The organism is Flavivirga algicola (assembly GCF_012910715.1).
Lineage (GTDB): Bacteria > Bacteroidota > Bacteroidia > Flavobacteriales > Flavobacteriaceae > Flavivirga > Flavivirga algicola.
In genome coordinates this window covers 102,240-117,382 of record NZ_JABBHF010000003.1, presented here as the reverse complement: position 1 = coordinate 117,382, position 15,143 = coordinate 102,240, and the positions used below count along the sequence as shown (strand labels likewise).

Annotated in this window: 15 protein-coding genes; 3 read left to right on the top strand and 12 right to left on the bottom strand. The window is 33.6% G+C overall.

Annotated features, from left to right (window positions below):
• Positions 1-30: 30 nt before the first annotated feature.
• Complete coding sequence (locus HHX25_RS05880) at positions 31-1,572, bottom strand: glycine--tRNA ligase (protein ID WP_169671170.1); 1,542 nt, start codon at positions 1,570-1,572, stop codon at positions 31-33.
• A gap of 212 nt (positions 1,573-1,784) precedes the next feature.
• Here HHX25_RS05880 and HHX25_RS05875 point away from each other — a divergent pair, with 212 nt between their 5' ends.
• Together HHX25_RS05875 and HHX25_RS05870 are read left to right on the top strand one after the other, a co-directional pair.
• Positions 1,785-2,462: a ComF family protein gene (locus tag HHX25_RS05875; RefSeq protein ID WP_169671168.1), complete on the top strand. Its 678-nt coding sequence runs from the start codon at positions 1,785-1,787 to the stop codon at positions 2,460-2,462.
• A gap of 58 nt (positions 2,463-2,520) precedes the next feature.
• A complete protein-coding gene (locus HHX25_RS05870; protein WP_169671166.1) occupies positions 2,521-4,128 on the top strand; it encodes an Ig-like domain-containing protein in 1,608 nt (535 codons plus the stop codon).
• Here the strand turns inward: HHX25_RS05870 and HHX25_RS05865 are convergent.
• The 5 genes from HHX25_RS05865 to HHX25_RS05845 all read right to left on the bottom strand — a co-directional run bounded on the left by HHX25_RS05865 (position 4,115) and on the right by HHX25_RS05845 (position 8,239).
• A complete protein-coding gene (locus HHX25_RS05865; protein WP_169671164.1) occupies positions 4,115-4,894 on the bottom strand; it encodes an amidohydrolase in 780 nt (259 codons plus the stop codon). The two genes, HHX25_RS05870 and HHX25_RS05865, sit on opposite strands and share 14 nt — an antisense overlap.
• Before the next feature lie 46 nt (positions 4,895-4,940).
• A complete protein-coding gene (locus HHX25_RS05860; RefSeq protein WP_169671163.1) occupies positions 4,941-6,083 on the bottom strand; it encodes a methionine aminotransferase in 1,143 nt (380 codons plus the stop codon).
• A 27-nt stretch (positions 6,084-6,110) separates the two neighbouring features.
• Positions 6,111-6,563: a GNAT family N-acetyltransferase gene (locus tag HHX25_RS05855; RefSeq protein ID WP_169671161.1), complete on the bottom strand. Its 453-nt coding sequence runs from the start codon at positions 6,561-6,563 to the stop codon at positions 6,111-6,113.
• A gap of 97 nt (positions 6,564-6,660) precedes the next feature.
• Positions 6,661-7,356 (bottom strand): LytR/AlgR family response regulator transcription factor, encoded by a 696-nt coding sequence (locus HHX25_RS05850; RefSeq protein WP_169671159.1) that lies wholly within the window; start codon positions 7,354-7,356, stop codon positions 6,661-6,663.
• A gap of 52 nt (positions 7,357-7,408) precedes the next feature.
• A complete protein-coding gene (locus HHX25_RS05845) occupies positions 7,409-8,239 on the bottom strand; it encodes a sensor histidine kinase (protein ID WP_317169075.1) in 831 nt (276 codons plus the stop codon).
• Positions 8,240-8,572: 333 nt separating this feature from the next.
• Here HHX25_RS05845 and HHX25_RS05840 point away from each other — a divergent pair, with 333 nt between their 5' ends.
• Positions 8,573-9,463 (top strand): hypothetical protein, encoded by an 891-nt coding sequence (locus HHX25_RS05840; protein WP_169671157.1) that lies wholly within the window; start codon positions 8,573-8,575, stop codon positions 9,461-9,463.
• 243 nt (positions 9,464-9,706) lie between these two features.
• On the opposite strand, the gene HHX25_RS05835 is transcribed toward HHX25_RS05840, so the two are convergent.
• The 6 genes from HHX25_RS05835 to HHX25_RS05810 all read right to left on the bottom strand — a co-directional run bounded on the left by HHX25_RS05835 (position 9,707) and on the right by HHX25_RS05810 (position 15,131).
• A complete protein-coding gene (locus HHX25_RS05835) occupies positions 9,707-11,476 on the bottom strand; it encodes a MutS-related protein (RefSeq protein WP_169671155.1) in 1,770 nt (589 codons plus the stop codon).
• Between the two features lie 79 nt (positions 11,477-11,555).
• The gene (locus HHX25_RS05830; RefSeq protein ID WP_169671154.1) at positions 11,556-12,260 is read right to left on the bottom strand and encodes a Bax inhibitor-1/YccA family protein; all 705 of its coding nucleotides are present in this window, start codon (positions 12,258-12,260) and stop codon (positions 11,556-11,558) included.
• 106 nt (positions 12,261-12,366) lie between these two features.
• Entirely contained in the window at positions 12,367-13,065 is a 699-nt protein-coding gene (locus HHX25_RS05825) for a zinc metallopeptidase (RefSeq protein ID WP_169671152.1), read from the bottom strand.
• Between the two features lie 74 nt (positions 13,066-13,139).
• Entirely contained in the window at positions 13,140-14,240 is a 1,101-nt protein-coding gene (gene ald, locus HHX25_RS05820) for an alanine dehydrogenase (protein ID WP_169671150.1), read from the bottom strand.
• 224 nt (positions 14,241-14,464) lie between these two features.
• On the bottom strand, positions 14,465-14,731 hold the full coding sequence (locus HHX25_RS05815) for a SemiSWEET family sugar transporter (RefSeq protein WP_169671148.1): 267 nt from the start codon (positions 14,729-14,731) through the stop codon (positions 14,465-14,467).
• Position 14,732: 1 nt separating this feature from the next.
• Positions 14,733-15,131: a DUF302 domain-containing protein gene (locus tag HHX25_RS05810; protein WP_169671146.1), complete on the bottom strand. Its 399-nt coding sequence runs from the start codon at positions 15,129-15,131 to the stop codon at positions 14,733-14,735.
• Between the last annotated feature and the right edge of the window lie 12 nt (positions 15,132-15,143).

The window sequence follows — 15,143 nt, the reverse complement described above, 5'->3', positions numbered from 1 at the left end:
GAAACAAGTTCAGCATAAAACACTTATCGTTTACATCTTCATCAACCAAGAACGTACATCTACTTCTTGCTTTATAATCTCTCTTAAATCTTCAATGTTAACACGTTGTTGTTCCATAGTATCCCTATGTCTAATCGTTACGGTATTATCTTCCAGAGTATCATGATCTACAGTAATACAAAATGGTGTTCCATTGGCATCCTGCCTTCTATAACGTCTTCCAACCGCATCTTTTTCATCATAGATCACATTGAAATCCCATTTCAGTTCATCTACAATCTTACGGGCCACATCTGGCAAACCATCTTTTTTAACCAATGGCAAAATAGCGGCTTTTACTGGAGCTAAAACGCTTGGTAATTTTAAAACTGTACGCGTGGTGCCATTTTCCAGTTCCTCTTCTTGCAGCGAATTGGAAAATACCGCTAAAAACATACGGTCTAAACCAATGGAGGTTTCTAAAACGTAAGGCGTATAACTTGCATTATCCTCGTGATCGAAATACTGTAATTTCTTTCCTGAGTATTCTTCATGCGCTTTTAAATCGAAATCTGTACGCGAATGGATTCCTTCTAATTCTTTAAAACCGAATGGAAACTTAAATTCAATGTCGGCCGCAGCATCAGCATAGTGTGCTAATTTTTCATGATTGTGGAAACGGTACTTGTCTTCTCCCATACCTAAAGACAAATGCCATTTTAGTCTTGTTTCTTTCCAGTGTTCGTACCACTCTTTTTGAGTACCTGGCTTAATGAAAAACTGCATTTCCATTTGTTCAAACTCACGCATTCTAAAAATAAACTGTCTGGCTACAATCTCATTCCTAAAAGCTTTTCCTGTTTGTGCGATTCCAAACGGAATCTTCATACGTCCTGTTTTCTGAACATTCAAAAAATTCACAAAAATTCCTTGAGCTGTTTCTGGACGCAAATACAAATCCATAGCAGAATCGGCAGACGCCCCAAGTTTTGTACCAAACATGAGGTTAAACTGCTTAACATCGGTCCAGTTTTTACTTCCAGAAACCGGGCAGGCTATCTCTAAATCCAATATTAATTGTTTAAACCCTTCTAAATCACCTTCTTCTTGAACCTTAGTTAAACGCTCAGTAATTTCATCTATTTGCTTCTGACGACGAACCACATTTGGATTCGTTTCTCTAAATTGTTGTTCATCGAATACATCTCCAAAACGTTTTTTGGCTTTAGTAACATCCTTTTCTATTTTTTCAGATATTTTCTCTCTAAAATCTTCAACTAAAACATCAGCACGGTAGCGTTTTTTAGAATCTTTATTATCGATCAATGGGTCATTAAACGCATCGACATGTCCAGACGCTTTCCAAGTCGTCGGGTGCATAAAAATGGCAGCATCTATGCCTACAATATTGTCATGCATTTGCACCATGGCTTTCCACCAGTAGTCGCGTATATTTTTCTTTAACTCTGCACCATTTTGCGCATAGTCGTAAACTGCACTTAATCCATCATAAATTTCGCTACTTTGAAATACATAACCGTACTCCTTTGCATGCGAAATAACCTTCTTAAATTGATCGTCTTGATTTGCCATGGTGCAAAAATAAAAAACCGCTTTAAACAAACAGAGTTCTTTCTTAAAAAATAAAGCCTTTCTTTAAATTCTTCATATCGGATTTCAACTTTATACAACATCTATCATTTCAAAAAAATTCCCAGCAAGCGAATTGTAAGAATTATTTTTCGAAAAAATAATTCTTTAATCTATTTTTTATTTAAGTTTACTCCTGTTCTTATTCTCAATAAATGATCCACTCAATAATCAACCTGTTCTTCCCCAAAGTATGCTACGCATGCCTTAATTTGTTGGGCGATAATGAAAAGACCATTTGTATAGATTGTCGCCACAATTTACCTATCACCAATTTTCATTTTGATAATGATGACACAGTTAAAAAGGTGCTTTATGGGCGTGCAAAAATTGAAAACGGAACTGCTCTTTTTCGATTTGAAAAAAAAGGTATCGTACAGCAACTCATTCACAGGTTAAAATATAAAGGTTACGAAAGCATTGGTTTCTTTCTTGGTGATTGGCTGGGAGGCGAATTAAAAAATATAGAATCGTATAAATCTATTGACGTAGTGGTTCCTGTGCCACTGCATAAAAAGAAATTAAAGGAACGAGGGTATAATCAAACCACTAAATTTGGTCAACAAATAGCTAAAGCCTTAAACATAGATTACAAGGCCGATGCTCTTTTAAAAATCACCGCTTCCAAATCGCTGGTTAATAAAAAAAGATTAGCACGCTGGAACAACAGTGACGAATTGTTTACACTTGTTGATTCTAAATCCATTGAGAACAAACATATCCTGTTAGTAGACGACATTATTACTACTGGAGCCACTTTAGAAGCTTGTATTACGGTGCTAAATCAGGCAAAAAACATAAAAATAAGCATCGCTACTATGGCAATAGCTTAATGAGTTAACCGTTATATCTCTAAAATTATGTAGGTTTGTGCAAAATTTAAAATTGGTAATGAATAAAACCCTTTCAAATTTTATTTTAATCGTTTTTTTGAGCTTGTTTTTTATAAACTGTGCTAATCGTGGGACTCCTGGTGGAGGCCCAAAAGATGAAACCCCTCCGAATATCATTAAATCTGTTCCAGAAAATTATTCAACCAATTTTACAGGGAACGAAATACGGGTATACTTTGACGAATATGTTAAAATTAAAGACTTGCAAAAACAACTTATTATTTCGCCTCCTATGACCACTCAACCTGAAGTGACACCTTTAGGAGGTGCCAGTAAATATATTACTATAAAAATTCACGACACCCTACAACCCAACACCACCTATGCTTTTAACTTTGGAAACAGTATTGCAGATAATAATGAAGGCAATCCGTATCCGTACTACAGATATGTACTATCAACGGGCGACTACATAGATTCCCTTAGTGTAAATGGTATTATTGTAGATGCCTTAAAAAAACAACCTGAAACTTTTGTTTCGGTGTCTCTATACGAAATTGATTCTACTTTTAGCGACTCCATTGTTTATAAGGAAACCCCTAGATATATTACCAATACACTGGATAGCCTTACCACCTTCTCTATTGAAAACATCAAAGAAGGGACGTATATGCTTATGGCCTTAAAAGATAACAATGGGGATAACAAGTTCCAGCAAAAGACAGATCAGATCGCATTTTATAAAGATTTTATCGAGGTACCCACAGATTCACTTTATACTTTAAAATTATTTTCTGAAGCGTTAGATTTTAACTCTACAAGGCCTAAATTACTATCTGGTGAAAAAATTGCTTTTGGCTATGAAGGAGATTATGAAGGTATGGCTATTAATATACTATCTGAAACACCTCCAGATTTCGAATACCGTGTAACCAAAGATCCCAAAACAGACAGTCTTAATTATTGGTACAAACCCCGTCTTGAAGTAGATTCGTTGCTTTTTAAAGTCATTCACCCTACACTTGAAAAAGACCATACCGTAAGAATTAGCAAACAAGAAAGGGACTCCTTAACTATTGAAGCATCACCATCTGGTGATATTCGATATGAAGAGCCTCTGAGAATTTCAGGCAGCACACCTTTTGTTAGCATAGACACTTCTAAAATCAAACTAATCGACAAAGATTCTACTCAAATTGAGTTTACTACCGATTTTGATACGATTACAAACACCTATGCTTTTAATTTTGATAAAAAAGAAGATAATGCTTATAATTTACAAATATTTCCAGAAGCTTTTGTAGATTTTTTTGACAATAAAAATGATACGTTGAATTATTATGTCAGCACCAGAAAGGCCTCAGATTATGGCTATGCACGATTCACACTAGTAAATGCTACATACCCGCTTATTATACAGTTAACCGATCAAAATGGAAATGTAGCATTTGAGCAATTTATTGAGAACGCAGCCCCTGTAGACTTTTCAAATTTAAGCCCTAGTGTTTATCAAATTCGCGTTATACATGATACTAATGGCAATAGAAAATATGACTCAGGAAGTTATCTTAAAAAAATTCAACCCGAACGCGTTAGTCATTTTAAGGAAATAGAAATTAGAGCCGATTGGGGCATTTCGGAAACGCTCCAATTTACTTCAGAGTAAATTGGTCCCTATCATCTAAAAACTTAAGTTTATTCCTGTAAGCTTCTATATGTTTTTTTTCTAAAATAACTATTCGGGTCTGTTCCTTATCAGGTTTTATGGAAGTTATTATATTACCCAGCACATCATAAGCTGCAGAATGTCCTGAATATTTACTATTAACACCATCAATACCAACACGATTTACACCAATGCAATAACTCATGTTCTCAATGGCGCGTGCTTTTAGCAAAGCATCCCAAGCGGCGACTCTTGGCTTTGGCCAATTGGCAACATACAATAGTACATCATAAGTTTCGATATTTCTTGCCCAAACAGGAAAACGTAAATCATAACAAATTAGCGGGCAAATTTTCCACCCTTTATAATCTACAATTAGCTTTTTAGTTCCTGCCGTATACACCTTATCCTCACCAACCAATGTAAAGGTATGTCGTTTATCGTAATGTTTGAGCCTGCCCGATGGCTCCACAAAAAGCAATCGATTATAATAGTTACCCGCTTCCAAAATAACAAGACTGCCAACAATAGCAGTATTGACTCTTAAAGCTATAGATTGCATCCATTTAACGGTTTCTCCATCCATGGTTTCTGCCACATTTTTTGCATTCATGGTAAAACCAGTCGTAAACATCTCCGGGAGTATGATTAAATCTATATTCTCTGAAATCCTGTCTATTTTTTCTGAAAAATTCTCAAGATTCTGTTTCGGGTTTTCCCAAACCAGATCCGATTGTATTAATGCTATTTTTAGATGCTTATTCATCTGTTTGTTTTTATTGTTCTAGTTTGTCTGGCATAACATCAACGTTTTAAATACAGTTTAATATCTCTGCTGCTTTTTTTAAAGTGTCATCGGTCTTTGCGAAACAAAACCGGAGTACTTTATTATCTAAATTATGACTATTAAAAACCGATAATGGAATAGAGGCAATACCGTATTCAATGGTTAATCGTTTAGCTAAAGCAACATCATATTCTTGGGTTATTTCAGAATAATCCAATACCTGAAAATAAGTACCTTTTGATGGTATGAATTTAAATCTGGAATCTTTAATAAGGTTTAAAAACAAATCTCTTTTTTGCTGATAAAATGCAGATAAGCCTAAATAATGATTAGGTTCTTGCATATAATCTGCGATCCCTTTTTGGGTTGGATGATGAATGCAAAACACATTAAACTGATGTACTTTCATAAACTCTTTCATGAGTTCTTTTGGAGCACAACAATAACCTACTCGCCACCCTGTGTTATGAAATGTTTTACAAAAAGAAGCAACGACAAAACTTCGAGATTTTAAATCGGGAAACAAACAGGCACTTTGATGCTTTTCACCATCAAAAACCATGTGCTCATAAACCTCATCACTCAATACAATGATATTTGTGTTTTTGGTTATTTTTTCTAATTCCAGCATATCTTCTTTTGAAAATACGGTACCAGAAGGGTTATGTGGTGTATTAATAATTATCATTTTAGTCTGGCTGTTTACCTTAGCTTTTACAGTACTCCAATCCAAACTAAAACTTGGGGCTTCCAATTGAATTGAAACCGTTTTTCCGCCATTAAGTGTTATGGCAGGTTCGTAACTATCGTAAGCAGGTCTAAAAATGATGACCTCATCACCTGGATTTATGAATGTAGTAATAATTGTAAAAATAGCCTGGGTAGCCCCAGCAGTTACCGTTATTTCGGTTTCGGGATGATAATTGGTATTATACAATCGTTCTATTTTTTTGGCAATGGCCTTTCTTAATTCTAAGTTTCCAGCCATAGGGGCATAATGGTTATACCCAGAATTCATCGCCCGACTAACTAAATCGGTTAATTTTTGATCACTTTCAAAATTAGGAAACCCTTGAGACAAATTGATGGCATTGTGCGTATTGGACAACTTACTCATAATGGAGAAAATAGTGGTTCCTACGTTAGGAAGTTTGGATTGATGCTGCATAGCGTATCTTAAAAAAATTAATTTGTCTCAAAAATGCATCTTCATGCCTTCATGAGATTGAACAAATCCTAAATCATTATAAAACTTAATTGCCTTTGGTCTTCTTTTATCGGTTGTCAATTGTAATACATGTGCCTTTCTTTCTTTCGCTCTATGAATAGCCCATTCGAACATTTTTTTTCCAATACCCAGTCCTCTTTTATCTTTTTTAATTCGAACAGCTTCTATTTGCGCTCTAACGCCACCACAATACGTAAGGTATTGAATGAAGGTGAGTTGTAAAGTCCCAATAATTTCCAGGTTTTCATCTTCTACAACAACAAGTTCTTGGTTCTCATCAGAATCAATTTTGCTAAATGCTTGTAAGTATTCTGGAGCTGGAGGATCTTGAAAATTTTCTCTTTGCTTTCCAAGCTCATCATCAACAAGCATCTCAATAATAGCTGAGACGTCTTTTTTAGTAGCTTTTCTAAATTTCATACATCCTTTTTCAATGAATTACGCCATGTAAATATAACAACTTACTGGTTGATACTTATGCAACGCATTGAAATGGTTTTAAACCATATACTGAAATTTATATTCCTAATGCTTTCAACAATTCCTGCTTATAGGTTCTGCCAATGGGTATTTTATGAGCCTTTACAAAAATAGTATTCCCTGAAATCTTGTCTACAAATTTGCTATTAACAATGTATGATTTATGAACTTGAATGAATTGAGATTCGGGAAGTTTTGCCGTCCAGTTTTTTAATGAATCTATATAGGATAACTTTTGGGTCTCAGTGACTACAGTAATGTAATTTCTATCGGATTCAATATATAATATGTCACTTAAAATAAGTTTATGAAGTGTTTTATCTACATTTAAAAAAATAGTATCGTCATTATTGTTTTCTTCTGAAATTTTTTCGGGTATTCCTACCCTGTCTTTTGCCTTATTTATAGCTTTTAAAAAGCGATCGAAAGAAAAGGGCTTTACCAAATAATCAACAATAGTGGCCAGCTCAAAACTGCTAACAGCATACTCTGGATAGGCTGTGGTCATTATAATTGCTGGTGGATTTTTAACTGTCTTTATAAAATCCAATCCTGACATGTCTGGTAAATTAATATCCAGAAAAACAACATCAATCGTATTATTATTTAAAAATGAATTAGCTTCAATAGCCGCTTTAAAGGTGCCAACCAATACGACACTTGGAATTTTACTAATAAAGCTCTTTAAAATTTTTTGAGCTGGAATTTCGTCTTCTATAATAATACAATTCATCTTTTATGTATCAGTTTATCTTCTTGAGCACTCTAGAGACAACACAATTCTACTAAAAATTAAGTTTTAAGTATACTTTAAAAGTGTCGTTCTTATCAATTCTAAGTTCATAAACATCCTTATAAATAAGTTCGAGCCTTTTCTCCAGATTTTGCAAGCCAATTCTAAAATCGGTAGTGCTTACTTTTTCTTTATCGTAATTGTTTTCACAAATACATTCTAATGTATCATTCGCTACTTTTATTGAAATTGAAACGTCGCTATGCAAGGTGCTATGCTTAAATGCATTTTCTATAATGGTTATTAAGAGCAGTGGTGCGATTTGATACTTATTAACAGCAATTTCTTTTTTGTAATGAATTTGCTTAACGCCTTCAGTCCTAATTTTTTGAAATTTTATGTAGTTATCTATAAACTGAATCTCTTTTTCTAAAGAAATGGTTTTAGAATTGCTTTCATACAGCACATGCTTTAAGTTGTCGGACAACATTAAGATCATCTCTGGCACCTCATTGGGTTTTTCTAGTGAGTAAGAATAAATTGTATTTAAATTATTGAATAATACATGTGGATTTATTTGCGATTTCAAAAACTTCAGTTCCATTTCAACATGCTCTTTTTTAATAGCTTCCACTTCATTTTCTTTATCAATAAAACGATACAATACCCATATAAAGGAAAAGAAAATTAATGGAACTAACGACTGCCATAAATAATCGCTCAAACACTTAAAAATAGTACATCCGCATTTGGCAAATGTATAGCAATATAATTGGGTTGCTAAAAATGAGATCGCAGCAAACACAAAAGTATAAAGCATGTACATTCTTTTCTTAACAAAAAAAGGCAGCAACAACAAATTATTACCATATACTATAATCACCAAAAGGGCGAGGTATTGAAGAAAGGGGTTCTGTTTCCAATAAAAATCTGAAAACAAAAACAATGATACAAACACGAACAGCATCCAAAATAGAACGTGAACCAAAATTTGCGAGCTATGTTTCTTTAAAAAAGCCATGTTATCTTGATGAAAGTAAATAGAAAAGCTATAACTATCAAAGAATATGTACAAAAATCAGTTTTGTAGTTACAAACGTCAAATATGTTGTTTGTAAGCACACCATAAGCATTCGTATTATTAATTAAGCAAGCTATCCACTTTTCTAGAATCACAATACATGAGAAGCTATTTTTGGTATAAATAATCAAAACTATGAAACAAACTATTACCCTCTTAGCTTTTTTATTTAATCTATCTTTTGGATTTTCTCAAACACTAAATACCCTTTCTGTAGATAAGAAAGGCAAGTATCTTTTACTTGGAGAAATTAACAGACAAGGGTTAAAAAAAAATAGTTTTAACAACTGGTTTTCTAAAAATTATGATGATTATCTGGTTAATAATAAAATTGTTAATCGTCTTAAAAGGCCTTTGAAAGATTATGAAATAAAGGTTTTTCTAGGTACCTGGTGTAGAGATAGCAAAAGAGAAATTCCCAATTTTTACAAAGTTTTAGATGCTGCTAATTTTCCAGAAAAACAATTAAAAGTAATTGCCGTGAATAAAACTGTTGAAGCTTATAAGCAAAGTCCCAATGGTGAAGAAAAAGACTTGAATATACATCGTGTTCCTACATTTATCTTTTATAAAAATGGAAAAGAGGTTAATAGAATTGTGGAATTTCCAAAAGAAACTTTAGAACGCGATATTTTAAAGATTATTTCCAGTAAAAAATACACTCCAAATTATTCGGTAGTTAGTGATATGGAGCGTTTGCTCAATTTAAAAACGATAAATGAGCTCATATTAGAGGAGAAGATATTGGTTTCTAAGTTTTCTGAATTTGCGAAAGGCAGTCGTGAGCTAAACACCTATGGTTATAAACTTTTATACTCAGGTGAAATAGACAAAGCACTATATATTTTTGATTTTAACACAAAGGTTTTTCCTTATAAGCACAATACGTATGACAGCCTTGGCGAGGCCTATTTTATAGCCAAAAATTATACAGAAGCCCTAAAAAATTACTCCCATGTATTGCGTTTAAAACCAGATGATGAAAATGCTGTAAAAATGATTGAGAAGATAAAATTGATTGATTAAAGCTTCTTTCTTAACTCTAGACCATTTTTTTTATTTGCTTCTCAGTTTGAATTCCCATGTTGGACACCATATCTATCATTTATAGCCTCATCATGCTACACGCTAGTAAAACCAATACAAGTCTCGTAGTTACGATCGGGCTAACAAATTAACAAAAGCTTATTGGTCAGGTCAAGTGCCACATCTTTAGCAGGATGTATCGAAACCTAATTTTAACTTGAAATTTTTCTTTAAAAATTACAATTAAACAATATCCATCTTCTTTAAAAGAAAAGAAGCATTCATGTTTTGACAAATTCCAACTTTTAATTTATAATCAAAATGAAGCTCATCATTAATGATTTCGGCATCAAAATAATAGTTTTTTACAGCCTTTAACTCTTGTTCGATTTCACATAAACTTAAATCATGCGTGGCGATTATCCCTGTGGCATTCGAAGCCACCAGTTTCTCTACAAACTTTCTGGAGCCTATAGCCTTATCGGTACTATTTGTTCCTTTTAAAATCTCATCTAAAACAATAAAATAAGGTTCTTTTTGAATGGCATCAACAATATATTTTAGACGTGTTAATTCTGAAAAGAAATAAGAACTATCGTCTGTGAGAGAATCTGTTGTTCGCATACTGGTAATTAGTTTAACAGGTGTATACTTACTAGCTTTAGCGCAGATAGGAAGTCCAACGTTAGCCATAACAATGTGTAAAGACACGGTACGTAAAAAGGTACTTTTCCCTGCCATATTTGCGCCTGTTACAATAAAGAACTGTTCATTTTCTATGGTTAAATTGCTATCCACTCGTTTATTTTCATCCAATAAGGGATGTCCTAAACTGTTCGCACTAATAACCGTTCCTTTTTCTTGTATTTCTGGATATATAAATTCTGGACGATTAAAGGCAAAATTACCCAATGAATTATAGGCGTCGAAAAACGATACGACCTCAAACCAATCGGTAACTTTAGTATGATAGTATTCAATCCATTTTTCAATATTATAGCTGTTTTTTATATCTGTTAGAAATAACCCGTTGCCAAAAATAGCGCCTATAATATTATTCCTATTATCTAAAGCATCTAATGATTTTGAAAGTTTCTTAAAAATATGGGATGCCTTTTCTGTATCTAATTGAATCTGCTGTTGTTTTTCTTGTAATAATTCGGAAGTAAATATTTCATTTTCTATTAAATCCAACAACAATGCATATTGGCGAAAGGTATCTTTAACCCTATCTGTATTTGAAGATAAAACATTTGTCTTCTTTACATAAACGCCTGTAACGCCAAGTCCTAAAAGCAACCAATATCCAATAAATTCAGGGCTTAAAAAATTTAAAATAGTGAAACCAAATATAACGATTGAACATATAGTAAAGGCTATTGGCAACCATCGCATCACTTTGGGTAAAAAAGAGTGATAGCTTTGCAACCAATTTATAATATTTTTAGCAGGTGTTTCAACTTTAACCAAACTTGATGTTGCTGAATAATACTGACGCCATTTTGGCTTAGAACTCAATTCCCTTATAGCCTCCTGTCTTAATTTAATCGCATCAATGTCATTTGCTTTCAAAGTATCTGCTAACTTTTGAGAGCCTTCATTAATAGCCGTTCTGTTTATAAACTGAAAAAAGGAACCGCGACCAAACAAATCAATATCCAAACTATAAAAATGAGTAGGGTCTTGAAACTGTAAGCCTTTATCTCGCTCATGAAAATCGCCAGAAGCTATTTTAATTTCTTCCTCATTTATTTTAACTAATGCTTTATTGAAGTTTCTTTCTGCTTTTATATCGGTGTATTTTGACAATAAAAAAACAAATATGGCAATGCCAACAATAGCAATAACCATAGCAACTTGCCAATACTGAAATGTAAAATAGATTCCAAGTCCTGTTATAATAAATACAGACAATCTTAACAGGCTTAGAGTTGTCATTCTTTTGAATAACCTTTGAGCTTCCGTTTTATATGTTTCTAAATGTTCTTTATAGTATGATATTGGGCTGTCCATTTTTAATTTTTGATTGCTTCAAAGAAACAAAAAAGCCCTGAAACATGTCAGGGCTTTAAGTTTATATTTTAATAGTTTTTTAATCTCGCGACATGAAAATACTAAGTATGTACCAGAATAGTAACATTAAAGAAGCAAATAAGCCTAACGCAGCAGGAATATAATCCTCGGTAGTATATTTATTTACTAAATTAGAAGTTTGATACAATATGGAGCCCCCTGCTAACAAGCACATAGCAACGGAAAACCACAGGCCTAAATTAAAACCAAATAGTGTTCCTGCAATAATAAGCCCTATCGCAATAAAAAACCCGATTGTAAGCCCCGTTTTCAAAAAAGAAAAATCCTTTTTAGTAACAAAAACAACCGCTGTTAATCCAGAAAATAATGCCAATGTAACTATAGCTGCTTGATTCAAAATTTCTGGACCAGTTTCCATATAAAATGCAGCAATATAAATAAGCGGCACAAAAATAAAGGCCTCAGCTAGAATATATAAACCATAAGCTAAATACTGCTTATTCTTATCTGGTGTTTTTAAGGCCATCCGTTCTGCATAATTTGTAATGAACATAAAACCGCCTAACATGATTAACCACCTGTAACCTTCGGTCATCGACAATGCAAACTCAACAATAGTATTACTTTGTAGTAATAAATATTCAAAAAGAATAAATGCTAAAACGCCTCCTGCTACATGACCATATGTTTTTTTATAAAATGCCACACGGTCCAAATCGGAAACTTGACTAATTAATAGCTTATCATTTTGTATGTCTTCCATAATGTGAATTTATTTATTGATTTGAAATTTAAATGTACTAAAAAAAGAAACTGAACGCTTCGTTTTAACGAAAAATTCAGTTTAATTTATATTTTTAAAAATGTATTTAGTCTCTCGACCCTCCAAATATTTGAAGCGCCCAATATAGCAATGTCGCTAAAGCACCTATAGCGGCTACCAAATAAGTTCTGGCTGCCCATTTTAATGCATCTTCAGATCCAGCATATTCTTCTTGAGACACCATGTTTTTGTTTTTTAACCAAGCCAAAGCTTTATGACTAGCATCATATTCCACAGGCAAAGTTATAAAGCTAAACAATGTGGCAAAACCCATAAGAACAACACCTGCGGCAGCGGCCCACCAGCCTAAACCAACACCTGTTGCTGCTCCAAGTATTAAACCTCCCATGATTAACCAATGAGACATCCCTGAAGACACACTCACTACTGGCACCAAAGCAGAACGCATTTGCAACCAGCTATACGCTTGCGCATGTTGTACTGCATGCCCGCATTCGTGGGCAGCAACTGCAGCGGCAGCGGCATTACGCTGATTATAAACCGCTTCGCTTAGATTGACCGTTTTATTTTTCGGATTATAATGATCGGTTAAACGCCCTGGAGTCGAAATGACCTCTACATCTCTAATACCATGATCCGCTAGCATTTTTTCTGCTATTTCTGCTCCACTCATACCGTTACGCAACTGAACTTTCGAGTATTTTTCAAACTTTCTTTTTAAGGTACTGCTCACTAACCAACTAACTAAAGCAATAGCCCCTATTAATATATAATATCCTATCATCGTCTTCTGTTTTTAATTATAAATTAAATACCGCAAAAATAACGCCAATTTAAAGGGCTGCAAGTTTGTCAGTCTCAAGCAACTTCAGTCTCCCAATTAAAGGCTTCGGCTATTTCTTTATAAACGATTTGACCTTTAACAATATTTAACCCTTTCGATAATGGTATATTATTTTCACATGCTTTTTCCCAACCTTCGTTTGCCAATTTAATAATATAAGGCAAAGTTACATTGGTTAATGCCACTGTTGAAGTATAAGGTACTGCTCCAGGCATATTAGCAACACAATAATGTACAACGTCATCAATAACATAAGTGGGGTCTTCATGAGTGGTTGCTTTGGTGGTTTCAAAACACCCGCCCTGATCTACCGCAACATCTACAATTACAGTACCTGGTCGCATCTCCTTAAGCATATCTTTAGTGATTAGTTTAGGTGCTTTGGCGCCTTTTATTAAAACACCACCAACAATTAAATCGGCTTCTTTAATACGCTTTCTAATATTGTATTCATTTGAAAACTCGGTTACCACATGATTTGGCATCACATCATTCACATAGCGCAATTGTTTCATATTTATATCCATTATAGTAACATGAGCCCCTAAACCAGCCGCCATTTTAGCCGCTTGAATCCCTACAATCCCAGCACCTAAAACAAGTACTTTGCCTGGTGGTACTCCAGGGACACCTCCAAGCAATACCCCGCGTCCCTTAATTGGTTTTTCTAAATATTTCGCTCCTTGTTGTATAGACATTCTTCCAGCAACTTCAGACATTGGAATTAACAATGGCAAAGAGCCATCTGACCCTTCAACAGTTTCATAGGCAATACAAATCGCATCACTTTCAACCATAGCTTTTGTAAGTGGCTCACTAGATGCAAAATGAAAATAAGTAAAAACAACCTGATTGGGTTTTATTAATCGATATTCCTCTTGTATAGGTTCTTTTACCTTTACGATCATATCGCTGGAAGCATAAACTTCTTCAATCGAATTTAAAATAACAGCGCCTGCTTCTTGATAATCTTCATCAAAAAAACCACTACCAAAACCAGCACGAGTTTGTATATAAACTATGTGATTTCTTTTTGTAAGTTCAAAAACTCCAGCAGGTGTCATACCTACTCTATTTTCATTGTTTTTAATTTCTTTTGGGACACCAATTTTCATTTAATTTCTTATGTTTTACGAATTGTCAGACCGATAGAGAAATTACTCATTTTGCAGACAATATTCTAAGTTAATTTCTTTGTTAAAATTACAACGAAAATCACAAAAGACAGCCCCTTACAGATCAAGACACGCCATTTTTATTAATTTCAAAAAAATGGAAATATTATTTTATGAAATAGGAAATTTAGGTCAAAAATGACCCCTAGAAATTATCAAGTTAATTATTTCTTTTGGTATTTAATTTTGAAATAAACCAATAAAAATGAAGATACTACGGTAATACTATTGGCAAAAATCATGGAAGGGCTATTTTTTAGAAACCCATAAACCAGCCACGAAACTATTCCAATAAAGAATAAAAGAAGCATCGGTAAGGACAAGCTGGAAACATCCTTGGTCTTCCATGTTTTATATACTTGCGGCAAGAAAGCTCCCGTTGTTAAAACGGCAGCTATAAAACCTATGATTTCTATAAAATTATCTTGCATGCTAACCTATTGCAGCATTTGTAATTTTGTCTAACGCACCTGCAATTTTATTTATGATTTCTTCTTGATTGGTAATACCATGTCTATCTTTTAAATATAAAGGATCATTGTATGATACACTAACAACACCTTCATCATCTTGATAAACTAATATTTTTTGGGGTAAATCCAATCCTATAATTTGGGTGTTTTGCATCAAAGGTGTTCCCAAATTAGGATTTCCAAACATAATGATTCGTGTTGGGTTTAGTTCTAAACCTACAGACGAAGCATTTGTTTGGTGATTTAACTCTACTATAATTTTTAAATTTGGATTGTTTTCGATAACATCTTTCAATTTTTGATAGGTTGTATCAAAATCTTGATGACTTATTTTTGAGATAATTCCTGTTTCATTCATAATAATATGTTC